Source organism: Candidatus Saccharimonadales bacterium (genome assembly GCA_036388415.1).
Lineage (GTDB): Bacteria > Patescibacteriota > Saccharimonadia > Saccharimonadales > UBA4665 > UBA4665.
Genome location: DASVRW010000002.1, coordinates 46560 through 67986 on the forward strand (window position 1 = coordinate 46560; position 21427 = coordinate 67986).

A 21427-nucleotide genomic window follows, 5' to 3' on the forward strand; every position below is an offset into this window, starting at 1 on the left:
ATCTCAAAACCTACCCATGAGCCTCGTCAACCTGTCCGCCCCTAAAATTTTTTATCTTAGGATAAAACAATTCTAAGGGCCGCCCCGCAGGTTGCCACTCAAGGCGGAGGTTTTGAGATTCAGAACTCAATCATTTGACTTCTTTTAGACAAAGCGTGCATCATGAGATATGAATAGAGAGCAGGGAACAATTCGGCAGCTTCCGGAAATTAAAGATCAGGACGCCAATGAATTGTTCGCTCGCCTGGTGTCGAACGAAGCATGGACACCACAAGATCAAATCCGCATTACCGAAGCCTTTTGTCTGGCTGCCAAGCTGCATATCGACGACACGCACCGTGCCAAACCCTATGTTTATCATGTTCTCCGTGTTGCAAACCGTCTGGCCAGTCCGGACCACCTTGATCGGCCGGATGCCGACCTGGTGATTGCAGCTCTGCTGCATGACTGCGTTGAAGACCATGCCGAAAGACTGATCGAGCTGTTGCCGCGTGATGTGCAGCTGTCAGAGCCGCTCGGCAGAATTCCGCTGCAGCAGACTGTTGGTCATCAGGCCGTAGCCCTGATCTATATTGCTAGAGGGTTTGGCCAAAACGTCGCGAGTTTAGTCGGTATTGTCACTAACCCGCCAGATATGTACCGCGGCCTGACCGGCGCCGCAAAGACCGACCGATACGCCGAAAAAGTCGCTGAGGTTATTGTGCACCACGATGCCTGGTTCCTGAAATTCGCTGACTTTATTGATAACGCAGTCGGCATTATCCACTCCGTTGGCGAAGACCCGGTCAAGATAGAATACCGTAAAGCGAAATATCTGCCCGTCATCGCTATATTGGAGGCCCGCTTTTACGAACCTGACATACAAGCCATGCTCAGCCCGGCAGCCCGTCAATACGCCTACAACAAATTAAACCGCGCCAAAGTCGTTCTGGCTGCTTAGCGACACATCTCTATCGCCGAAAAGCTTCATCATAGTTTAAGTTCGATTTGCTATACTAAGAGTAATGATTTTGCTTGATCGGGTAACCAAGACATATGGGAAGGGTACAGTGCCGTCGCTCGACCGCATTAGCCTTCATGTTGAACCAAAAGAGTTTGTTATCGTCGTCGGCCAGAGCGGTGCCGGCAAAACAACACTACTCCGGCTGCTTACCCGCGAGGAGCGACCCTCTAGCGGTAAGATTATCATCGGCGGCGTTGATTATGACAAATTGCGCGACCGCGACATACCGCTGCTGCGCCGCAAGATCGGGGTGGTTTTCCAGGATTTCAAGCTGCTCCCTAACAAAACCGTTTTCGAAAACGTCGCTTTCGCGCTCGAAATCGTCGGTATGGGCAAGCGTGAAATCCAACACACCGTGCCGCGCGTGCTCGACATCGTCAATCTTAAGGGCAAGGAAAAGAACATGCCGCTCGAACTATCCGGTGGTGAACGCCAGCGGGTAGCCATCGCCCGTGCTATCGTCCGTCAACCTAAGATATTGATTGCTGACGAACCGACTGGCAACCTCGACCCCAAGCACGCCTGGGATGTCATCAAAATCCTGGAAAAGGTCAATCATTATGGAACGACTGTGCTGTTGACGACGCACAATATGGAGATCGTCAACCGTCTGAAGCGCCGCGTCGTCACCATGGAACATGGCCGGATCGCCAGTGACCGGGCTAGCAGCGGCTCGTCGGTTTCCGGTAATCGTCAACCGAACCAGGCACAGGCGCGCTCGCAGCAGACCCAGCCGCAGTCTCAGCAGGCAAGCGACCGGCAATCCGCTGCCCGGACGTCAGGTCAGCAAGGACAACAGACTCAGCAATCAGGGCAGCCGTCCAAATCCCAGGATGTGAACCGCTTATCGAGTGAGCGTTTTCGCCGATGAAACGTAAATACATAACATTTTGGCGCATCGTCCATGCTGGTGTTGTCAATTTCATCCGTAATGCCACACTGGCTATTGCCGCCATGGCAGTTATGGTTGTGACGCTGACCATCGTGCTATTTTCGATCGTCGCCAACGCCACATTTACCAATACCATCCAGCAAATTACCGACAAGATAGACATATCGGTGTTCCTGCAGGATACCGTTACGCCGCAGCAAACAGATAAGCTGGTACGCGAGCTGAAGGCATTACCCAATGTCAAATCTGTCGAATACCTCAGCAAAGACGAGGCCGCTCAGCGGTTTATCAAAGAAACACCAGGCAATGCCAGCTTGCTATCGTCCGCCAGTCTGAGCAGCAACCCGATTCCGGCAACTATCCGAGTCAAACCGCGCGACCTCAACCAGCTCGACAGTATTAGAAATTATCTGAGCACCGCACCCAACAAAGCATTGCAGACTGAGCGCTCACCGTCATATTCTGGCGACCGCAAAGAAGCTATCGATAACATCACCCATGCTACCAATATTTTGCGCCGGGTCGGTGTGATCGGAGTTGTCGTCTTCGCGATTATCTCCGCGCTGATCATATTTAATACAATTCAGATGGCAATATTCAACCGCCGTGACGAGATTACCATCGAACGGTTACTCGGGGCGGGTTCGTGGTTCATCCGCGGGCCGTTTATCGTAGAAAGCATCATCTACGGTATTTTATCGGCTGTCATTTCATTGTTACTGATCCATTCGATATTCGTCGCCGCCAGCTCGGCGCTGCAGGCCAGCAGCCTCGGTCTGCTCGACATTGCATACGCGCATGATTATTTCAATGAACATTTTCTCTTGCTCTTGCTACTCCAGCTTGCCGTCGGTATACTGATAGGTGCTGCTTCATCTGTCATTGCCACGCAGCGCTATCTCAAATTTAAAACGAAATAAACACGGCCGTCCTCACTGGAGGCGCCACTCGCCCAACAACGAAACAGCAACGAACATGTATGTATCGCCGGCTTTCGGTCCGACAAACTAATCGGCCAACTGATCGAATGAACTGACCGGCCAAGATAGTATACACAGTAGTACAACGGGGGTAGTAACGGGGTATAAGGTTAGCGTAGTTGTACGATGCCGCCATGCCGATACACCGGTAACACTAAGAGAGGGTATTTACAAAGCACATGCGGTATGATATATTGAATTTGTCTCTCATAAAATCAAAAGACAAAACCAAAAACAACCAAAAAGTCTCGCAACCCCGGTCAAATAGTACCGGTAGCGGGCCAGCAAACAAGACAAAAACAATGCACATACAAAAACAATTTACCTCTCGTATATTGAGCCGCACGACCGTTGTGGCTATTGTCGCTGTCATAGCAATCACGGGCGTAGCCGTACCAATCGTACAGGCCGACCAGTATGACGATCAAATTCGAGCCCTGCGCGATCAGAATGCTCAAGCGGGCAGTGCCGTTAACGACCTGCAGTCACAGGCCAACAGTTATCAAGATGCCATCAATCAATTACAAGTTCAGATAAATGGTATTCAGGCGCAAATTGCCACCAATCAAGCAGAGCAGGCACGACTGGTAGCCGACATTGCCGACAAGCAAATCCAGCTCGATGCGCAGCGCGCTGTCCTGGCTGCTGACATCAAGTCCATGTATGTCGACGGCCAGATGAGTCCGATTGAAATGCTGGCAACCAGCAAAAACCTCAGTGATTACGTTGATAAAGAAGAGTATCGTAACCGCGCTCAGACAGCTATCCAGGATACGATGACAAAAATTACCAAACTCCAGAGCACGCTCAAAGGCCAAAAAGAACAAGTTGAGCAGCTACTGGCCACGCAAAAAGCCCAAGAAGCACAGATTGCAGCCGATCAAGCCCAGCAAAGCCAAATGCTGGCCTACACTGAAGCCCAAAAGAACGCCTTCAATCAGCAAATCGCTGCCAACAGCTCGAAAATTTCTGATTTGAAAAAACAGCAGGCCATTGAAAACGCCCGTAAGTTCGGCAGTAGCGCTGGTATGGTAGGCGGTGGTGGATATCCTTGGGGCAATGCACCATGTCTGCACACCGGGCAAGTCACCGGATACTGTTCTGATTATGATTGGGCTGTCAATGGATCTATATGGAACCCAAGCACCGGCGGCTACGGCTACCGTAACTGTACTGACTGGGTAGCTTGGCGCGCTGGTGCACCCGGCGGCCTTGGCCACGCAAATACTTGGGCTGTACGAAGCGAGGGAGTGCGCTATGTGGGTACGACTCCTCACGCTGGAGATGCGGCAGTTGACGAGACGGGCAAGTACGGACATGTCATGTACATCGAGGCAGCTGATGCCAATAGTATCACCGTCAGCGACTACAACCGACTTGGCGACGGCCTGTACCGCATGTCTACATTGACCCGCGTCGGTGACGGCGCTTACCGCAGTTCAACAGGCGTAACCAGCTACCTCCGGTTCGTCAGCTTTTAATGCCCGATTCTTATCTCGTTACATCTGTTTCATTATGAAAAGCACAACGGTCTTTTCAGATAAGTATAAGAGTTGTTTGCTATACTAGATCGTAATGGTACAACTCAAAGAGCGAAAAAGAGGGCTGTTCACGCGTCCCTGGATGATCCTGCTGTTACTGGTCGGGGCGTTTGGTCTAGGCAATGCTATTGGTACTGGCCGGCTTGATTTGCAGGGCGGTACTTCGAATTTCAAATCTGTGTCCGGCTTGCCTGAAAATCTTGATTATAAAAACGTTGAAGATCTGTACGACACGCTGCGTACCAATTACGACGGCAAACTGACTGAAGAGCAGATTCAAACTGGTCTCAAAAAGGGCCTGGCTGAAGCTACTGGTGATCCGTACACCGAATACTTTACCGCTGCCAAGGCCAGCGAATTTCTGGATCAGCTGAATAACTCGTTCAGTGGCATCGGCGCAGAGCTCGGTAAAGACAAAGACGACAACATTATCATCGTTTCACCGATTGCAGGCTTTCCGGCTGAAAAGGCTGGGCTAAAGCCGCAGGATATCATATCGACGATCAACGAGACAACAACACGAAATATGTCGATTGACGACGCCGTCAGCAAGATACGCGGCGAAAAGGGCACCAAGGTCACATTGCAGGTGGTGCGCAATAAGTCGGAGCCGCTGTCGTTCACCATCACCCGCGACACTATCAAGATCGAAAGCGTCAAAACGGAAATGCTGGACAACAATATCGGCTATGTCCGCATCAGTACGTTTGCCGAGGACACCAGCGATTTGATGCAGAAGGCCGCTACTGAGTTTAAGGACAAAAACGTCAAAGGAATTGTGCTCGATATGCGTGGTAACCCCGGCGGACTGCTCGATGCATCAGTAAATGTATCTGGCCAATGGCTGCCAAACGGCAAAACCATATTGCAGGAAAAGCGCGGCGGTAAAGTCGTCGTCAAGACCTATAGCTCATCCGGCCCGGCAACACTGGACGGCATACCGACTGTCGTGCTGCTCGACCAAGGCAGCGCCTCGGCCTCAGAAATCACCGCCGGAGCGCTGAAGGACAACAAAGCAGCCTATATCATCGGTGAAAAGAGCTACGGCAAGGGTGTCGTCCAGCAAACGCTGTGTGTGCAAGGCTACCGCCAGGATAACGGCGGCTGCAGCGCCGATATGTTGAAGGTGACGGTTGCCAGCTGGTACCGCCCGAATGGCCAAAACATCAACAACCAGGGTATCAAGCCAGACAAAGAAGTCAAACTCGACGAAGCCGTTGTTGAGGCCGGCGGCGACAACCAGAAGCAGGCCGCCATCGACTATCTGCTGTCCAATCGATAATCCGGCTGACTGTCGCGGCTGAAGTGTTTTGAATTGTAGTTGTCTGCTACGTGGTATAGAATAATCATTTACTATCTATATAGACGTAGAGGCAAACTTATGGCACAACGCTCAGTTGTTGGCAGTATCGTACGATCGGCGCTACCGGAATCACAGTTGATTGCAGACCGTGAATTTGTGGCACTTACGCTGAAATATAGCCGGGAAGATGAGCTGATAAACTGGGGCGATTTGATCGATCATGCCGTAGCGTCTCTACTGCAGCCGAATCAAAAGATAACCACATACCAGACAGTAAAACATCTCGGCTGCATGACCGTGTCGATTGAAAATTCTATGCCAGTCGAGGCTGTCGACCATGAAAACGACGTCAGGCTGGCCGCCTGTGAAAGTGATCTAATTGGGATTCATCTGGGCCCAGCAAAAGGTGTGCACGACGTCCAGCGCAGTCTAGCGCAAGCGGCTGATTATATTAAAACTCACGAAAGCTTTTATGATCGGCCATATGTCGTCGGGACTACCTACGAGGAGGTCGGGGCGGCAGCTACTAGATTTGGCTTTATTCCTATGGAGCTGGCCGGATCTATCGATCCGGATTTCGAAGCAGCCTTAGCGGTCGACCACCGGGCGTATCTGGCGATCAACGGCAAACCAGTCCATGCGCCCGAGCTCGTCGTAACCTATCTACCGACTGAAGAATTTATTGATAGATTTGAAACGAAATAAGCTGAGTTCTGAATCTCAAAACCTCCGTCTTGAGTGGCAACCTGCGGGGTGGCCCTTAGAATTGTTTTATCCTAAGATAAAAATTGATAGGGGCGGACAGGTTGACGAGGCTCATGGGCAGGTTTTGAAATTCAGATTACAATAAGTTGTCACCTGCGTGTCGCAGAATGCGGATTTTGGTCTAATTTGTTGATCCATGCTACTATTTAACTATAAATAAGGGGAAGGTGAGAAGCGTGGCGACAAAGCCGACGAAGTATATCTTTGTAACTGGTGGTGTGCTTTCCGGGCTCGGCAAGGGTATCACCGCCGCTTCTATCGGAAATCTCTTGAAGGCCCGCGGGCTGAAGGTCAACATACAGAAGTGTGACCCGTATCTAAATGTCGATGCCGGGACGCTCAATCCCCGCGAACATGGCGAATGCTTCGTTACCAAAGACGGCGCTGAGACAGATCTGGACCTGGGGCACTATGAACGCTTCCTGGACGAGGAACTGACGCAGTCCAGCAGCCTGATGAGCGGCCGCGTCCTACTGAAGGTAATCGAAGATGAACGTGCCGGTAAATACCAGGGACGCAGCGTGCAGATCATTCCACAGGTCACTCAGGCTATCCAGGGCGAGATAATCAAAGCTGGCAAAGGCTATGACGTGCATATCGTCGAAATCGGCGGTACCGTCGGTGATTATGAATCACTGAGTTTTATCGAAGCTATCCGCGAACTCGGTATGAAGGTGGGCCTGGCCAACTGCCTGTACGTCCATGTGGTGTACTTGCCGTACCTGAACACCAGCAAAGAGATCAAAACCAAACCGGCTCAAAACTCATTCCGCGAAATTCGTGGGCTTGGAATCAGTCCGGATATTTTGGTTGCCCGCAGCGAAGAACCGGCCCCTGTCAGTGTCAAATCAAAACTCAGTTTATACTGCGGTGTCTCCGAAGAGGCGATTGCGCTGCTGCCAAACGCCAAGAGTATATATGAAGTACCCCTGACACTGGAAGACACTGGTATTACCGACGTCCTTTGCCGCCGGCTCGCACTAAGCACCGGCCATCCTGACGGCCATTTGGCTGCCTGGCGCGAAATGACAGCTCGGGCGACAGGCGAGCGAACGCACAGTGTCAAAGTTGGCGTTATCGCCAAATACCTCGATAATCAGGACACTTACATGTCCGTGTTTGAGGCGCTGCGCTCAGCTGCCTGGGCCAACGACGCCAACATCACTATTGACTGGATTGATGCTGAAGCGCTCGGTAAGTCTGCCGATGTATCCAAGAAGCTGGCGGCGTATGACGGCGTGGTCGTGCCTGGTGGCTTTGGCAGCCGCGGTGTCGATGGCAAGATCAAAGCCGCGCAGTATGCGCTGACCAACAAATTACCGTACCTCGGGCTGTGTTATGGCCTGCATATGGCAGTTATTGCCGCCGCCCGTAACGCTGGCCTGAGAGACGCTAACACGACTGAGGTCGACCCGGATACCAAGCATGCAGTTATCGGCACTATGGACGGCCAGAAGGGCAAGGAAAACACCGGCGGCACGATGCGCCTTGGTAATTATAACTGCGACCTGGCAGCGGGCAGCATGGCGGCGACAATCTATGGAGCTAAGCACATTGTCGAGCGGCATCGCCACCGGTATGAATGTGCTGCGAAGTACCAGGATCAATATGAGTCATGGGGTATTCGCGCCAGCGGTATCAATCCCGACAATAAACTGGTAGAAATTATCGAAGCCGATCCGGCGCTTAAACATCCATTTTTCATGGCCAGTCAGTTTCATCCGGAGTTCAAGTCCCGGCCGACAAGGCCGCATCCGATGTTTGATGGCTTCATTCGCTGCTTGCTCGGTACGGACTGATTGCATTATAGGCATAAATAGGATAATCTCGGCAGTATGGATACTACACAAAATCAGGATTTTACTTCACCAATGCACCCTAAGCGTATTCTACTCGTCGAAGACGACGATGCGCTTGCCAATGTCTATCTTGTACGCCTGCAAGCCGAAGGCTTCGATGTACGCCGTGTCGCCAACGGGGAGGATGCCCTCGCAACTGCGCTGAGCTATAGCCCGAATTTGGTGCTCCTCGATGTGATGATGCCCAAGGTCAGCGGCTTCGACGTGCTCGACATACTGCGTAACACGCCCGAAACGCGCAACCTGAAAATCGTCATGCTGACTGCGCTGAGCCAGGAAAGCGACCAGGCCCGCGCCAAAAGCCTCGGCGTCGACGAATACCTTGTCAAATCACAGGTTGTTATCGCTGATGTCGTTGACCGCATCAAGCAACAGTTAGTTAGTTAGTTAGTTAGTTAGTTAGGCTGTACGTTATAAAATATAAAACCCGCGAGATAATCGCGGGTTTTATATGTAATCGATGCTTTAAGTTAAGTCGCTACCAAAATGTACGAGTTTAGTAGATGTGCTATACGACGGTAACTTCGGTGCGGCGGATGCTGCGGCCGGTGAAGCTGCGGACTTTGCGGCTTTGGAAGGCGACAACGCCGTCACGGGCGGCGTGAATCGTGAAGTTGCGGCTCAGTTTGGTGCCGTCTCCAGCACGCTTGGTCAGGCCGATCTGGCGGACGATGATTTGTCCGGTGTAGACCTTTTGGCCACCTGAAACCTTGACGCCTAAACGCTGGCCGGGTGAGTCTCTGGTATTTTTGGCGGTACCGCCAGCTTTCACGTGTGACATGGAATAACCTCTTTTACTTCTTTTCTAAAATGAGTAGTTCGCGGGCGGTGACTTGGTCTTCGCGGTAGTAGATCAAATCATCATGCCGGACGTGCTCAAAACTTATACGATTGTACCCCAGTTCTGCCAGTGAGTCAAGGAGCCTCAGGTGTTTGAACTGCCCGTGGCGGACTTGCCAGGCAGGCACTGCTAGGCAGAGGCGAGTGCCGGGCTGAATTTGGGCATAGAGATTGCGCAAAAATTTGGTAATGATGAGATTACATTCGCCGATGGTCTGCTGCAGTATCTCAGGATTCGGCAGTTCGGTGAACGGTCGTCCGAGGTAGGTTTCGCAGGCCACGATATTGAATATTGGCTGCCAGGTGTGCTCGGTAGCGTCAGCGACTTCGCAGAACACCGGCTGATTTGTTACGTTATACGTATGGCTCAGCCATTCCAGGTTAGTCTGGGTGTATTCAATCATACGCGGCTCCAGGTCGGTCCCGTAGATATCGTAGCCCATCAAGCGAGCTTCCTGCAGGACGACGCCCGTACCGCAGAATGGATCGAGGATGCAGGCGGCGAGGGCCTGTTTGTTGGTGGGGTGGTTTGGGTCTACGACAGCTCCCGTGGGGATGATGTGTTTGCCAGCCAGATTGATAATAATCTGTGCCAGTTTCGGCGGCAGCATGCCGACCCGGGCATCGCGTTTCGGTCTATCGCGGTCGCGTACGGTGTAGCTGTCGATATCCTGGACGTGTACCGTCTGGGCTATGATGGTTTGCTGGCCGCTGCGCACGATGACGAGTTCCCAGCCAGTTGGGCCGGTTAGATCATTGTGCAGCACGGAGGCGCTATTGAGTTCAATATCTTTGTTTGGTACCAACCGCACGGAGCGGCCGGATTTTTTGATGACTTTTTTGAGGCTAAGGCCTGTCGCCAACATGCTCTGTGTGTTGATACGAATGCCGTAGGCGCTCAGGCCGAGCTGCACTTTGCCCTCTGGTACATACTGCAAATGATCCGTGATAGTACGCAGTAAATATTTTTCTATATCGCCCCACGAGGTCGTGTTGAGAATGTTTAAGACTCGGCAGTGCTTGATGCTGCCGCCGAGACGGGCAAAATTAACATCGCCCGGCTCGACATCGAGTAGGGCGGCCGTTGATTCGACCCGGTGTACCGCAGTAGCACCGTACAGACTTTCTAGCTCCGCAATTCCAAGTGCCGGCTGTCGTCCAAGTATAAATAAGCTCTGCATTACCTATGTAGTATACGGCATTATGGCCCATCTATGGACTGGGCGGTATTCATGAAACGGATTTAAACATAGATTCAGGAATGGTTCGCATATTTCGCGTATACTGCATAGTATTATGCCGACGACCGATGCCGCCCCAGCCAACTTTTTTGTACGGCGCTGGAAACTTATTTTAAATATTGTCACCGTGATCGCGCTGCTTGTGCTGGTGTATGCTATTCGGGATCAGCTTGTTGAGACGATTGCCAATTTGAAGTACGTCAATTTGTGGATATTACTGCTGATTATCCCGATTGAAGCACTCAATTATCATTCACAGGTCAAGCTGTATCAGCAGCTGTTTGCCATCGTTGGCAACAAATTATCCTACAAATTTTTGTTCAAAGCGTCTCTCGAGCTAAATTTTGTCAATCACGTGTTTCCGAGCGGTGGCGTATCTGGGATATCCTACTTCGGTCTTCGTCTCAAAAACGGGCAGGATATTACCGCTAGTAAGGCGACGCTGGTGCAGGTTATGAAAGTTGCCCTAGTCGTTCTGACATTCGAAGTGCTGCTGGTACTCGGTCTGATAATACTTGCTGCAGCCGGGAAGGCGAGCAATCTGACCATGTTTGTAACTGGATCATTGTCAACGATGCTGGTACTCGGGACCATGGCGTTTAGCTATATTATCGGCAGTAAACGTCGTATAAATAGGTTCTTTGGTGCCTTTACTAATATCGTCAATCGTTTGATTCAAATTGTCCGGCCTCGGCATCCGGAAACGATCAATGTCGAACGGGCGCGTGATGCATTTGATGATCTGCATGAAAACTATTTATTGTTTAGAACTCATTACAACGAGCTTCGTTGGCCGGCATTCTGGGCGCTCATGACCAGCGTGACTGAGCTGGCAGCGCTATATGTCGTCTACATTGCATTCGGGGAATACGTTAATGTCGGCGCCGTCATTTTGGCATATGCCGTAGCGAACTTTGCCGGGCTTGTTTCAGTCCTGCCAGGCGGTGTTGGCATTTACGAGGCGCTGATGACGGCAGTACTGTCGGCTGGCGGCGTTCCGGCCGCCACAAGTCTGCCGGTGACGGTTATGTACCGAGTTATCAATACGCTCATCCAGGTACCGCCAGGCTATTATTTTTATCACAAAGCACTCCACGAAAAGGCACCAGGCTAATGCATGTTTGATGATTTGCCGGACGTGAGCGTGACGGTCAGCGAATTTGTTGACTTGTTAAATGAAACCTATGAATTTGCTTTCCCGAGTATTGTTATCAGCGGTGAGCTGGCCAATCTGCGGATCAGCAAAAACAAATGGCTGTATTTTGACTTAAAAGACGATGGCGCCAGCGTCAAGTTTTTTGGAAATGTTCATCAGCTGCCCGGCCCGCTGGAAGACGGCATGCTGCTCAATGTCCGCGGGACGCCGCACATGCACGAACTGTACGGCTTCAGCGTTAATGTGCAGTTCATACAGCCAGCTGGCAAAGGCTCGATTCGCCGTGCGGCGGAGCTGCTGCAGGCAAAGCTGCAGGCCGAAGGCTTGTTTGACGACAGCCGCAAGCGGTCGCTGCCATATCCACCGCGGCGCATCGGCCTGATTACTTCAGCCCAGTCAGCGGCTTATGCCGATTTTATAAAAATTTTGGGAGCCCGCTGGGGTGGGCTTGCTATCGAGCTGATTGACGTGCAGGTACAGGGTGAGGCAGCGCCAGCACAGATCATAGCTGCGATTGATACCTTCAATGAAACTGCCGATCCGCCGGAAATACTCGTGATGATCCGAGGCGGTGGCAGTGCTGATGATTTAGCGACCTGGAGTCACGAGCATGTTACCAGGGCAGTCGCTGGCAGCCGGGTGCCGACGCTCGTGGCTATTGGTCACGAAATTGATACAAGCCTGGCTGAACTGGCGGCTGACAGCCGTGCCAGCACTCCAAGTAACGCCGCCGAGCTGCTGACACCGGATAAAAAAGTAGTGCTCCAAACCCTCTCTACGTTATCGGAAGAGCTGTATGACGCGGTGCAAGATCGTATACACGATGAACGGACAGCGCATGAACATATTTTGGGGGATCTTACCCGAGCCATCACTGGCAGGCTGCAGTGGCACCGAGACCAGCTGGACAGCACTCGCGCGTTGCTTGCAGTACTCAGCCCGGACGCCGCGCTGAAGCGCGGCTACGCTATCGTACGCGACGCTCGCCACAAGGCGCTGCAGACGACGAGCAGCTCAGATCTGCCGGCGGTCGGTGATATAGTACATATAGAATTACTGCACTCGCAGTTAAGCGCGGCAATAACCAGTGTTCAGACACTGCAACGAACAGGAGAAACGAAATGACCAAATCACGCACAGCTCCCGCATCAGATGCGAGCCAGCCCGACTACACGGAGCTGAGCCAAGAACTCGCCGTTGTCATGGAAAAGCTCGAACAGGGCGGGTTAGACGTTGATGCTGCGGTGGCTTGCTACGACCGCGGACTGCAAATCGTTGCGCTACTCGAAGCACATTTGTTACATGCCGAAAACCGCGTCAGCGAACTGAAGGCAACGCTCGGTGATCTCGATGACGCAAGCGAAGAAGAGTAGGGCGCCGTATGCAGTTGATACTAATCGTCGGTGGTTTGCTGGCATTTTGTTTTGGTTTTGTGCTGCTGTACGGCGCACCGTATTTGCCGACGCTCAGCAAACAGGTCGAAACAGCTCTTGACCTAGTAGATCTGCAGCCTGGCGACACGCTGCTTGAGCTGGGCTGCGGTGACGGTAAGATACTCATAGCCGCTGCCGCCAGAGGCTGGAATGTAGTCGGCTATGAATTGAATCCTCTGCTGGCGCTGATCGCTTGGCTGCGTACCCGTCGCTACCACAAACAGGTGCGAATCGTTTGTGGTAACTTCTGGAGCCGCGAATGGCCGGAAGCCCAGGGAATATTTGTATTTTTACTTGATAAATATATGGTGCGGCTGGATACAAAAATTGCGCAACTACCGACGCGTCCAATCAAACTTGTCAGCTTTGCGTTCCAAATCCCAAACAAGACACCTGCAACCAGCCGGAGCGGCGTATATCTCTATGAATATAAATAAATCTGCATTTCAAAATCTCCCCATGAGTCTCGTCAACCTGTCCGCCCCTAAAATAATTTTGGGGCCGCCCCGCAGGTTGCCACTCAAGGTGGAGATTTTCAAATGCAAATTAAGTCAGACTTGCACGCGAGCAATAAGTCGTTTACCATTAGCAATATGATACGGGCAACCTTCGGACCAGGCAACAGAGGTGAAATTAATGTGCTTTTACTGCCATTGATTCTGCTGAGTGTATTCTTCGTAGCCAGCGCCGGCTTCGCTATATGGGCGTATGGTGGCCGGCAGGATTACAAAAATAATACGGAACAGAAAATCGCCAGCGCCGTTAAAACAGCCAAGCAGCAAGAGGGAATCGTAAAGGACAAGCAACATGCCGAAGCCGACAAGCAGCCGCTGAAAACGTATACCGGACCCGATCAGTTCGGCAGTGTAAAAGTCTCGTTTCCCAAGACCTGGAGTGCTTATGTTAACGCCAGCGGAAGTGGCGCCCAGCCGCTTGACGGATACTTTAATCCTGGAGTCGTCCCGAGCTTGAGTGATCAAGCTTCTATCTTTGCCCTTCGTGTCCAGATCGTCAATCAACCATACGCCGCAGTTATTGCTGGACTAAATACTGCGGTTACTGCTAAGCAGCTGACCGCAACACCGTACGCCTTTCCGCAGGTACCAAATGTCATTGGTACCAAATTCGACGGTACAATCAATCAAAGCCGGAAAATCACTGGCAGTATGATCGTAGTACCGCTGCGCGACAAGACATTGCAGGTCTGGAACGAGAGTTCAGTCACGAGTGCTGATTTTACTACCTATATTCTCCCGAATATTACTTTTTCTCCTTGAACCCGCCGGTTTTCGAACGTTGAAGCGTGGAAGTTGAACATAAATTTACAGCTAAGTAGTGAAGAATTGAATAAATTTTGTGGTTACTTCGCGGTACAGCGTGATCGAGGTGCTATACTACTCTGTAGTAAGTAAGCGAGGGGTACGCTGGTGACTGAATCGACTCTGGCAGAGCAAAAGCAAGCATTGGTGCAATCCGAACAGCTGTTTTTGTCACTGGCAGAACAAATGAAATTACCGCTGCTCCAAATCTTAAAACAGGCTGAACTCGGCGTACTCATCGGCAATGCCACCGAACATCTGCAGCAGGTACAGGTAAACGCAGATGTTGCGCTGAAGCTGATTGACGGATATTTGCTCAGCATGCGGCTAGCGGCCGAAGAGTCGTATGACATTGAACAGGAATCGGTATCAATATCATCAGTGCTGTACGACACAGCGCATCAACTACATCCGATTGCCAAGTTGTACGGTGTTAGCCTGGAGCTGTCGCTAGGCGGCAAGTACGGGCCGGTGACAGCCCACCGCGAAGGTTTGCAGAGCGCCCTCGTGACGCTCGGGTACGCACTGATCGAGGCGCTGCCAGCAACCAATACGCCGCAGCTCAAACTGGAGCTGGCAGCGCACCGCTGTCGCTACGGCATTGTGGCCGGGCTGTATGCAGATGTTGACCGGCTGACTGCCGAAGCCTTGCGCCAGGGGAGGCGGTTGGTTGGTGATACGCGTCAGCCACTGCCAGCGCTCAGCCACTGCGGCGGCGCCGGCGTATTTGTCGCCGACGCCATACTCAACGCCATTGGCGCCCGGCTCAAAGTTTCTCACCATAACCGCCGTTCCGGGCTGGGCACGGTCCTTCAGGCAAATCCTCAGTTACAATTAATATAATTATGGCAGACATACTATTACTCGAACCAGATGCTATTCTCGCTAATTTGTATATGCAGGCCTTTAGTTTTTCTGGACATACCGTGCGGCGGACGGTCAGTGCACAAGATGCAGTGTTTCAAGTCGATGAGAGTATGCCAAATGTTATAATCGTTGAACTGCAGCTTGTAGCGCATAGCGGTATCGAATTTTTGTATGAACTGCGCTCCTATCATGAGTGGCAGCATATCCCGGTTTTGATCCACAGCTGTATTCCGCCAACTGAATTTAGCGACAGTACGAGTCTGCTGCGCGACAAGCTGGGCGTAAAGGAGTATTTATACAAGCCGCATACCAGTATGCAAAAACTACTGCGCTCAATTACGGATATCAGCCCGGCAGCAATAACGGCGTAGCTTCTAAAGAAATTATGAAACAAATCAACACCCAGGCCGTCGTACTCAACCGCACGGAATACGGCGAAGCTGACCGCATCCTGACGCTACTCACGCCCGACCATGGCAAGCTAAGTCTTATAGCCAAAGGCGTGCGTAAAATAAAATCGAAGTTAGCTGGCGGCATTGAGCTGTTCAGTGTCAGCGACATATCGTATATACAGGGCAGGGGTACGGTCGGCACGCTTGTCTCGACGAGGCTCATACGGCATTACGGCGCCATTGTCACCGACGTCAACCGGACGATGCTGGGCTACGAGCTGATTCGCCAGCTCCACAAAGCTACAGAGGACGAACCAGAGCTGGAATATTTCGAACTGATCGAACAGGCCTTTGCGGCACTCGACGATGTCTCGATTGACCTACATCTCATAAAAATGTGGTTTCTCATGCAGTTGTTGCGCATCGATGGACATACCCCCAATTTGCAGACTGATAGTACGGGTGACAAACTGCGCGCGGATCAAAAGTATACGTTCAGTTACGATGACATGGGTTTCGCTGCCCAGCCGGATGCTCAGTTTGGTGCCGATCATATAAAGTTCCTGCGCGTTGGTTTCGCCGGCAACAAGCCGGCAGTTATACAGAAAATTACAGGTGGTCCGCAGCTGCTGGCCGATCTAACGCCGCTGCTCCAAACTATGGCAACAACATATATCCGGCTGTAGCGGTGCATGGATAATTACGATTTAAGGTACGGCCGCGTACGACAATCAGTCGACAAAATCAGATTTTTGATCACCGATTGGTCCTGAAAAAAAGGCACGAGTATTTTGTTCGTACTCATCGCTGACAGACATAGTTCTGGTTTCGACCGCTGTGTTGGAAAGAGCAATTGCACCAAGCTCAACCGTACGGAAACGGTCTGCTTCCCGTAATGCCTCTGGTAATCCTTCAGCAAGTCCAGCAGTATTGAATTGTCCCATAGTAGGTCTCCCTATTTACATTATTATAAAATTATATCGTGGCATGGTAAAATTTTCAAGCTCCTTACGCTTAAAAGAGGTGTAAAAATTACTAAATTACGAATATTTATATATTTCTACGTGCCCTAACCATGTCAAAGTCTATAGTCGATTGCGCTGCTCGACAGTACTATTATTTGCAGAATTCGAATCTGTATTTGATTATCGTTCTCCGCTGCTAGGCGAACGGGGACGGGGAGGTTATAATCAAGGACATTATGAGTGAAGTAAAATTAGAAGATATTGTCAGTTTGTGTAAGCGGCGCGGGTTTATATATCCGGGCTCCGACGTCTACGGCGGTCTTAGCGGCACGTGGGACTATGGACCTCTCGGCGTTGCGCTTAAGCGTAATATTATGCAGCTGTGGTGGAAAATGTTTGTTGATGACGCCGAAAATATGTACGGTGTCGATGCGGCAATCCTGATGAATCAGAAAGTATGGCAAGCAAGTGGGCATGTCGATACATTTACCGATCCGCTCGTCGAATGTTCGAACTGCAAGGGCCGCTTCCGCGCTGACAAAATCGATACCAGCAAATGCCCGACGTGCGGCAAAACTGGAACGTTTGGTCCTGAAAAACAGTTCAACATGATGTTCAAAACGAGCGTGGGACCAGTCAGTGACGAGAATTCGATAAGTTATCTCCGTCCAGAAACTGCCCAAGGTATATTCACGAACTTCAAAAACGTTGTTGATAGTTTGTATCCTGATATGCCATTCGGTATTGCGCAACAGGGTAAGGCGTTTCGAAATGAAATCAGTCCGCGTGATTTTATATTCCGCTCGCGTGAATTTGAACAGATGGAGATTGAATATTTTGTACATCCTGATAATTGGGAATCGGCTTTTGAAGAATGGATAGCTAAGGTTCATGATTGGTGTAGTGCACTCGGCCTACCAGCCGAATCAGTCCACGAGCTTGAAGTACCGGAAAATGACCGTGCACATTACAGCAAGCGGACTGTTGACTTCGAATTTGATTTTCCTATCGGCCGTGAAGAACTACTTGGTTTGGCGTACCGGACAGATTTTGATTTGATGAATATCCAGAATAATGCCAAAAAGACTATGGAATACCGGCCCAAAGATGGCGGAGCGCCGTACGTGCCGCATGTGATTGAGCCCTCGTTTGGTTTGGAACGAGCCTTGATGGCCGTGCTGACAGCTGCGTATACAGAAGACGAAGTCAATGGGGAAAAGCGCAGCTACTTGAAACTGCCCGCACATCTCGCGCCTGTCAAAGTCGCCGTCTCGCCGCTGCTCAAGAACAAGCCCGAACTCGTCGACAAAGCACGCGCAGTATACAGCACGCTCAAAAAAGAATTTGGTGCCGTCATGTGGGATGACAATGGAAATATTGGCAAACGATACCGTCGTCAGGACGAAATCGGTACGCCGTATTGCGTGGTTATTGATTTCGAGACTTTAGAAGGCAAAGAGGGCGCAATCGATACTGTCACCGTACGCAACCGTGATACGACAGAGCAAACACGTATACATATTTCGGACCTGAGAAACATAATCAAGTTATAGTAGTCAACGGCGCAGTTGGTAATAGATGCTGTGTGCTGGCGGGTTTTAATACGCAGAATGTTGACAATACGCATATGCTTTGATATTGTGAAAAAAGTAAGTATATCTATCAAAAAGAAACACTTACACCTCTAGCCTCAGGGCACATTCCGATAAACAATTGAGGAAAGGGCCGAGAGGCGCAGAAACATTCTTGCAAGAAGTAAAAATACCGGGTTGATCTCCGGTATTTTTATTATTAAAAATCCCCGCTACCGGTAAGGCAAGCGGGGATTTATTTTTGGTTTTGTTGCAGATGCTACAGTTTGGAAAAACTTAGCGAAGACCGAGCTTGGTCGTACATGCTGGCCATGCGCCCCAGCCCTGACGAGCTTGAAGCATCTCTCCGCGCATGATTTGTTCTTCGCGGCTAGCCTGGTGTGGATAGCCAGATCCACCAACAGCTGCCCAGCTGGATAGAGTGAACTGCAGGCCACCGTAATAGCCATTGCCAGTGTTGATGGCCCAGTTGCCGCCCGCTTCACAGACTGCCAGCCTGTCCCAAACGCTGCCGCCGGATACTGCCGGAGCTGCTATTGCAACCGGACGCGGAGCCGGAGCGGTGTAGGCAGGTGCCGCTTGGGCTGATGCTACCGGCTGTGCCGCTTCTGCTCGCACTTCTTCCTTAACTGCAACCGGTGCATTCTCGGGCAGCGGGCGAGGAGTAAGCTCTTCGGTGCTGTCCGGAATTCGCAGCTGATTGCCAGGATAGATCAAATCAGGATTTACTACAGTAGTGTTTGCATAGTAGAGCCGCTGATACGTTGTATTGTTTGCTGCTGCTATCTTGCTTAGATTATCGCCAGAGGCGACCGTAATCATCATGGTTTCTTTTGGTGCCGACGCTTGCGGTAGTGGGACGCTGTTTTGAGTTTGGGCAGCTGTCACTGCTGCAATTCTCGGTTTGTTAATAATACTTTTGATGTTAAGTGCGCTAATTGCGGACACTGGGCTCGTCTGTAATGCCAAAACGAGGGCACCACTAGCAAGAGCCGCTGTAATTGCGACGTAGCGCATATATTATTTCCTCCCTACCAACCCCAACGAAACCCTCTAAATAATATTGTTTATCGACTGGATAACAGGGGTGAGTAATGATGTTCATTCATCTCCATGAATTGAACACAAATTCAAGCTTATCGTACATGGTAAATAGTGTCAACGTCCTACGGCGTTATGACGCTTATGCTCGTTACAAATAACCATGTTTGGTATAGTTTGATACGCAATTTCAAAAATACCGTCCGTAACTTCGTCTGATGTAGCGATAGAACAGGTCGCAACAAGTCTGCCGGGAACGACGGCAACTTCATGGCGCACATGACGAGCCGTGATATGATAAAGCTATTATGAAACAGGATACGCTATGAAGAAATTGTACCGATCAACTGATAACAAAATGATTGCCGGCGTCTGCGCCGGGCTGGCAGAATACTTTAATGTAGATCCAGTCATTATTCGAATCATCGGCGTGTGTCTGTTGCTTCCTGGCGGCTTTCCGGGCTTTGTGCCGTACGTTATGCTCTGGATAATTATGCCGAAAAAACCTGCAGCAGCGTAACGATGCAATGTTTGAGATAAAACAATGAAAATTTACTACACCGACGGCTCAGCCAGCCCTAACCCTGGTCCCGGCGGCTTCTCGGTTATCTGCGACATGAAGCCGGTCGTGCTCGGTGGGGAACCGAGCGGCGCGATTACGACAAATATCCGCATGGAAGGCTTCGCCATTATCGCAGCACTCAAGCATGCGGGCGGCGAGCCCTGCGAAATCTATACCGATAGTGAATTTTGGATTAATGTCATCACCAAATGGTCGCTGGCGTGGGAAGCCAACGGCTGGAAGAAAAAGGGTGGCCCGATCAAAAACCTGGATATCTGCCAGGAAGTCTGTCCGCTGTACCGCGCCTCGCAGGCCAAGCTCGTCTGGGTACGCGGCCACAATAATGACCCCGGCAATGAACTGGCAGACCACTGGGCTAATGAAGCCCGCGTGCAGCATGCCGCTAAATAATACGATTCAGACTGAAATAATTGTCAGTCCAGCGTACAATAGCCGTATAACCGAAATAACCAACAATGAGTACAGAACAACCGCCATTTAATTTTACGGCCCGTGATCCAACTATTCGGCGCTGGAGAGAAATGTACTACGGCCCGGATCAGCTAGCAGCGCCGGATAGTACGCTCAGTATAGTCGCAGAGTGCCTAGACGAGCTGGTTGCCGTATCAAAAATCGGCAGATCATATTCAGGCAATACAATTACGAATTCGGAAACATATGACCGTACGTTCACAGAACAAATCGGCGACCTGCCGATTGGAAAATTGAACGTTCGCCTGGAAGTTATTTGTGAGCGATTCGCGCCTACTGCGCCACTTCGGGAATGTGTGCAGGCTGCCGTGTCTTACGAAACAGCAGATGGGCACTTTGTAAGTGTGTCAGAATATGAACTACGGAAGTATGCCGGTAATATAGCAAGTTTGAAAATTCGGCAATCTTTAGATGGCCTGGCAACTGCGATGGCTCATGACGACATATCATTTACTCGTTTTGTCGGACGCCGCGATGGCACAGAATATGATGCAACACAGCTTTTTGACGAAATTGCGACGCTGCACAGTTTGCAAGAAGAGGATGGCGCAACCATAGCGCCAGTAGATTCTGCAGCGAGATGGTATGATTAAACAATGAAACCAGCAAAAACACCGAACGTGTATGCCTTTATCGACAGTCAGAACCTCAATGTGGGCGTCCAGAAGTTCGGCTGGAAAATGGATTGGCAGAAGTTTCGGAAATGGCTGACTGATGAACATGGTGTTACGAAAGCCTTTATGTTCATCGGCTACGTGCCAGAATTCGAAGCTATGTACGAACAGCTGCACGAAGCCGGCTATATGATCGTACTCAAGCCAACCTACGACATGACCAAGCCACAGCCAGATCCAGCAGTTGAAGCCGCTAAGACGGCCGCTGCGGAGGCTGCTGGCATCAAGATTGAGCCTGAGGAAAAGAAACCTGTGAAGGGCAACATCGACGCCGACCTTGTACTGTGGGCCATGAAGGAATTGTCGAACTACGACAAGGCGATCCTGGTGTCTGGCGACGGCGACTTTTATTCCCTTGTAGAGTATCTAGAAGGCAAAAAGCGCCTCGGCAAAATCCTGACGCCGAGTTTCCAGTATTCGCAGCTATTCAATCGCTACGAGGAATACATCGTTCGCCTTGATACGTACAAGCGCGAACTGCGCTACTACGACCGTCGCAAGAAATAAATT

General features: G+C 50.8%; 25 protein-coding genes. 21 read left to right on the top strand and 4 right to left on the bottom strand.

The window, feature by feature from the left end; translation table 11 throughout:
• Positions 1 to 169 precede the first annotated feature (169 nt).
• The 8 genes from VF575_00380 to VF575_00415 all read left to right on the top strand — a co-directional run bounded on the left by VF575_00380 (position 170) and on the right by VF575_00415 (position 8730).
• The gene (locus VF575_00380) at positions 170 to 940 is read left to right on the top strand and encodes a hypothetical protein (protein ID HEX8182039.1); all 771 of its coding nucleotides are present in this window, start codon (positions 170 to 172) and stop codon (positions 938 to 940) included.
• Positions 941 to 1004: 64 nt separating this feature from the next.
• Positions 1005 to 1874: a cell division ATP-binding protein FtsE gene (gene ftsE, locus VF575_00385; protein HEX8182040.1), complete on the top strand. Its 870-nt coding sequence runs from the start codon at positions 1005 to 1007 to the stop codon at positions 1872 to 1874.
• Positions 1871 to 2815 (top strand): permease-like cell division protein FtsX, encoded by a 945-nt coding sequence (locus tag VF575_00390; GenBank protein ID HEX8182041.1) that lies wholly within the window; start codon positions 1871 to 1873, stop codon positions 2813 to 2815. Before ftsE ends, VF575_00390 begins: the two co-directional genes overlap by 4 nt.
• A 362-nt stretch (positions 2816 to 3177) precedes the next feature.
• Positions 3178 to 4356 (top strand): CHAP domain-containing protein, encoded by a 1179-nt coding sequence (locus tag VF575_00395; GenBank protein ID HEX8182042.1) that lies wholly within the window; start codon positions 3178 to 3180, stop codon positions 4354 to 4356.
• A 94-nt stretch (positions 4357 to 4450) separates the two neighbouring features.
• Positions 4451 to 5698, top strand: coding sequence for a S41 family peptidase (locus VF575_00400; GenBank protein ID HEX8182043.1), 1248 nt, complete (start codon positions 4451 to 4453; stop codon positions 5696 to 5698).
• 99 nt (positions 5699 to 5797) lie between these two features.
• Positions 5798 to 6424 carry a hypothetical protein gene (locus VF575_00405; GenBank protein HEX8182044.1) on the top strand — a complete coding sequence of 209 codons (627 nt, stop codon included), beginning with the start codon at positions 5798 to 5800 and terminating at the stop codon, positions 6422 to 6424.
• A 236-nt stretch (positions 6425 to 6660) separates the two neighbouring features.
• On the top strand, positions 6661 to 8283 hold the full coding sequence (locus tag VF575_00410; protein ID HEX8182045.1) for a CTP synthase: 1623 nt from the start codon (positions 6661 to 6663) through the stop codon (positions 8281 to 8283).
• A 36-nt stretch (positions 8284 to 8319) separates the two neighbouring features.
• On the top strand, positions 8320 to 8730 hold the full coding sequence (locus VF575_00415; protein ID HEX8182046.1) for a response regulator: 411 nt from the start codon (positions 8320 to 8322) through the stop codon (positions 8728 to 8730).
• Between the two features lie 121 nt (positions 8731 to 8851).
• On the opposite strand, the gene VF575_00420 is transcribed toward VF575_00415, so the two are convergent.
• Entirely contained in the window at positions 8852 to 9124 is a 273-nt protein-coding gene (locus VF575_00420; protein ID HEX8182047.1) for a 50S ribosomal protein L27, read from the bottom strand.
• A gap of 13 nt (positions 9125 to 9137) precedes the next feature.
• Positions 9138 to 10364, bottom strand: a complete 1227-nt coding sequence (locus VF575_00425; GenBank protein ID HEX8182048.1) for a hypothetical protein — start codon at positions 10362 to 10364, stop codon at positions 9138 to 9140.
• A gap of 115 nt (positions 10365 to 10479) precedes the next feature.
• On the opposite strand from VF575_00425, the gene VF575_00430 reads away from it, so the two are divergent.
• The 8 genes from VF575_00430 to recO all read left to right on the top strand — a co-directional run bounded on the left by VF575_00430 (position 10480) and on the right by recO (position 16277).
• Positions 10480 to 11538, top strand: a complete 1059-nt coding sequence (locus VF575_00430; protein HEX8182049.1) for a lysylphosphatidylglycerol synthase transmembrane domain-containing protein — start codon at positions 10480 to 10482, stop codon at positions 11536 to 11538.
• Positions 11539 to 11541: 3 nt separating this feature from the next.
• Positions 11542 to 12705, top strand: a complete 1164-nt coding sequence (xseA, locus tag VF575_00435; GenBank protein HEX8182050.1) for an exodeoxyribonuclease VII large subunit — start codon at positions 11542 to 11544, stop codon at positions 12703 to 12705.
• On the top strand, positions 12702 to 12953 hold the full coding sequence (locus tag VF575_00440) for an exodeoxyribonuclease VII small subunit (GenBank protein HEX8182051.1): 252 nt from the start codon (positions 12702 to 12704) through the stop codon (positions 12951 to 12953). Before xseA ends, VF575_00440 begins: the two co-directional genes overlap by 4 nt.
• An 8-nt stretch (positions 12954 to 12961) precedes the next feature.
• On the top strand, positions 12962 to 13450 hold the full coding sequence (locus tag VF575_00445) for a class I SAM-dependent methyltransferase (protein ID HEX8182052.1): 489 nt from the start codon (positions 12962 to 12964) through the stop codon (positions 13448 to 13450).
• Positions 13451 to 13606: 156 nt separating this feature from the next.
• Positions 13607 to 14290 carry a hypothetical protein gene (locus tag VF575_00450; GenBank protein ID HEX8182053.1) on the top strand — a complete coding sequence of 228 codons (684 nt, stop codon included), beginning with the start codon at positions 13607 to 13609 and terminating at the stop codon, positions 14288 to 14290.
• Positions 14291 to 14440: 150 nt separating this feature from the next.
• A complete protein-coding gene (locus VF575_00455; protein HEX8182054.1) occupies positions 14441 to 15175 on the top strand; it encodes a hypothetical protein in 735 nt (244 codons plus the stop codon).
• Positions 15176 to 15177: 2 nt separating this feature from the next.
• Entirely contained in the window at positions 15178 to 15570 is a 393-nt protein-coding gene (locus tag VF575_00460) for a response regulator (GenBank protein HEX8182055.1), read from the top strand.
• Between the two features lie 14 nt (positions 15571 to 15584).
• Entirely contained in the window at positions 15585 to 16277 is a 693-nt protein-coding gene (recO, locus tag VF575_00465; protein HEX8182056.1) for a DNA repair protein RecO, read from the top strand.
• 45 nt (positions 16278 to 16322) lie between these two features.
• Here recO and VF575_00470 read toward each other — a convergent pair whose 3' ends face one another.
• Entirely contained in the window at positions 16323 to 16535 is a 213-nt protein-coding gene (locus VF575_00470; protein HEX8182057.1) for a hypothetical protein, read from the bottom strand.
• Between the two features lie 257 nt (positions 16536 to 16792).
• On the opposite strand from VF575_00470, the gene VF575_00475 reads away from it, so the two are divergent.
• Positions 16793 to 18109, top strand: coding sequence for a glycine--tRNA ligase (locus VF575_00475; protein ID HEX8182058.1), 1317 nt, complete (start codon positions 16793 to 16795; stop codon positions 18107 to 18109).
• 315 nt (positions 18110 to 18424) lie between these two features.
• Here VF575_00475 and VF575_00480 read toward each other — a convergent pair whose 3' ends face one another.
• Entirely contained in the window at positions 18425 to 19165 is a 741-nt protein-coding gene (locus VF575_00480; GenBank protein ID HEX8182059.1) for a transglycosylase family protein, read from the bottom strand.
• Between the two features lie 349 nt (positions 19166 to 19514).
• On the opposite strand from VF575_00480, the gene VF575_00485 reads away from it, so the two are divergent.
• The 4 genes from VF575_00485 (at position 19515) to VF575_00500 (ending at position 21424) form a co-directional block, all read left to right on the top strand.
• Complete coding sequence (locus VF575_00485) at positions 19515 to 19709, top strand: PspC domain-containing protein (protein ID HEX8182060.1); 195 nt, start codon at positions 19515 to 19517, stop codon at positions 19707 to 19709.
• A gap of 24 nt (positions 19710 to 19733) precedes the next feature.
• On the top strand, positions 19734 to 20162 hold the full coding sequence (locus tag VF575_00490; protein HEX8182061.1) for a ribonuclease H: 429 nt from the start codon (positions 19734 to 19736) through the stop codon (positions 20160 to 20162).
• A gap of 65 nt (positions 20163 to 20227) precedes the next feature.
• Positions 20228 to 20836, top strand: coding sequence for a hypothetical protein (locus tag VF575_00495; protein ID HEX8182062.1), 609 nt, complete (start codon positions 20228 to 20230; stop codon positions 20834 to 20836).
• A 3-nt stretch (positions 20837 to 20839) separates the two neighbouring features.
• Entirely contained in the window at positions 20840 to 21424 is a 585-nt protein-coding gene (locus VF575_00500; protein ID HEX8182063.1) for an NYN domain-containing protein, read from the top strand.
• The last annotated feature ends 3 nt before the right edge of the window (positions 21425 to 21427 follow it).

Excerpts from the sequence above, each read along its gene's own strand:
- VF575_00380 (HEX8182039.1), top strand. The coding sequence starts at position 170 with ATGAATAGAGAGCAGGGAACAATTCGGCAGCTTCCGGAAATTAAAGAT.
- ftsE (HEX8182040.1), top strand. The coding sequence starts at position 1,005 with ATGATTTTGCTTGATCGGGTAACCAAGACATATGGGAAGGGTACAGTG.
- VF575_00390 (HEX8182041.1), top strand. The coding sequence starts at position 1,871 with ATGAAACGTAAATACATAACATTTTGGCGCATCGTCCATGCTGGTGTT.
- VF575_00395 (HEX8182042.1), top strand. The coding sequence starts at position 3,178 with ATGCACATACAAAAACAATTTACCTCTCGTATATTGAGCCGCACGACC.
- VF575_00400 (HEX8182043.1), top strand. The coding sequence starts at position 4,451 with ATGGTACAACTCAAAGAGCGAAAAAGAGGGCTGTTCACGCGTCCCTGG.
- VF575_00405 (HEX8182044.1), top strand. The coding sequence starts at position 5,798 with ATGGCACAACGCTCAGTTGTTGGCAGTATCGTACGATCGGCGCTACCG.
- VF575_00415 (HEX8182046.1), top strand. The coding sequence starts at position 8,320 with ATGGATACTACACAAAATCAGGATTTTACTTCACCAATGCACCCTAAG.
- VF575_00420 (HEX8182047.1), bottom strand. The coding sequence starts at position 9,124 with ATGTCACACGTGAAAGCTGGCGGTACCGCCAAAAATACCAGAGACTCA.
- VF575_00425 (HEX8182048.1), bottom strand. The coding sequence starts at position 10,364 with ATGCAGAGCTTATTTATACTTGGACGACAGCCGGCACTTGGAATTGCG.
- VF575_00430 (HEX8182049.1), top strand. The coding sequence starts at position 10,480 with ATGCCGACGACCGATGCCGCCCCAGCCAACTTTTTTGTACGGCGCTGG.
- xseA (HEX8182050.1), top strand. The coding sequence starts at position 11,542 with ATGTTTGATGATTTGCCGGACGTGAGCGTGACGGTCAGCGAATTTGTT.
- VF575_00440 (HEX8182051.1), top strand. The coding sequence starts at position 12,702 with ATGACCAAATCACGCACAGCTCCCGCATCAGATGCGAGCCAGCCCGAC.
- VF575_00445 (HEX8182052.1), top strand. The coding sequence starts at position 12,962 with ATGCAGTTGATACTAATCGTCGGTGGTTTGCTGGCATTTTGTTTTGGT.
- VF575_00450 (HEX8182053.1), top strand. The coding sequence starts at position 13,607 with ATGATACGGGCAACCTTCGGACCAGGCAACAGAGGTGAAATTAATGTG.
- VF575_00460 (HEX8182055.1), top strand. The coding sequence starts at position 15,178 with ATGGCAGACATACTATTACTCGAACCAGATGCTATTCTCGCTAATTTG.
- recO (HEX8182056.1), top strand. The coding sequence starts at position 15,585 with ATGAAACAAATCAACACCCAGGCCGTCGTACTCAACCGCACGGAATAC.
- VF575_00470 (HEX8182057.1), bottom strand. The coding sequence starts at position 16,535 with ATGGGACAATTCAATACTGCTGGACTTGCTGAAGGATTACCAGAGGCA.
- VF575_00475 (HEX8182058.1), top strand. The coding sequence starts at position 16,793 with ATGAGTGAAGTAAAATTAGAAGATATTGTCAGTTTGTGTAAGCGGCGC.
- VF575_00480 (HEX8182059.1), bottom strand. The coding sequence starts at position 19,165 with ATGCGCTACGTCGCAATTACAGCGGCTCTTGCTAGTGGTGCCCTCGTT.
- VF575_00485 (HEX8182060.1), top strand. The coding sequence starts at position 19,515 with ATGAAGAAATTGTACCGATCAACTGATAACAAAATGATTGCCGGCGTC.
- VF575_00490 (HEX8182061.1), top strand. The coding sequence starts at position 19,734 with ATGAAAATTTACTACACCGACGGCTCAGCCAGCCCTAACCCTGGTCCC.
- VF575_00495 (HEX8182062.1), top strand. The coding sequence starts at position 20,228 with ATGAGTACAGAACAACCGCCATTTAATTTTACGGCCCGTGATCCAACT.
- VF575_00500 (HEX8182063.1), top strand. The coding sequence starts at position 20,840 with ATGAAACCAGCAAAAACACCGAACGTGTATGCCTTTATCGACAGTCAG.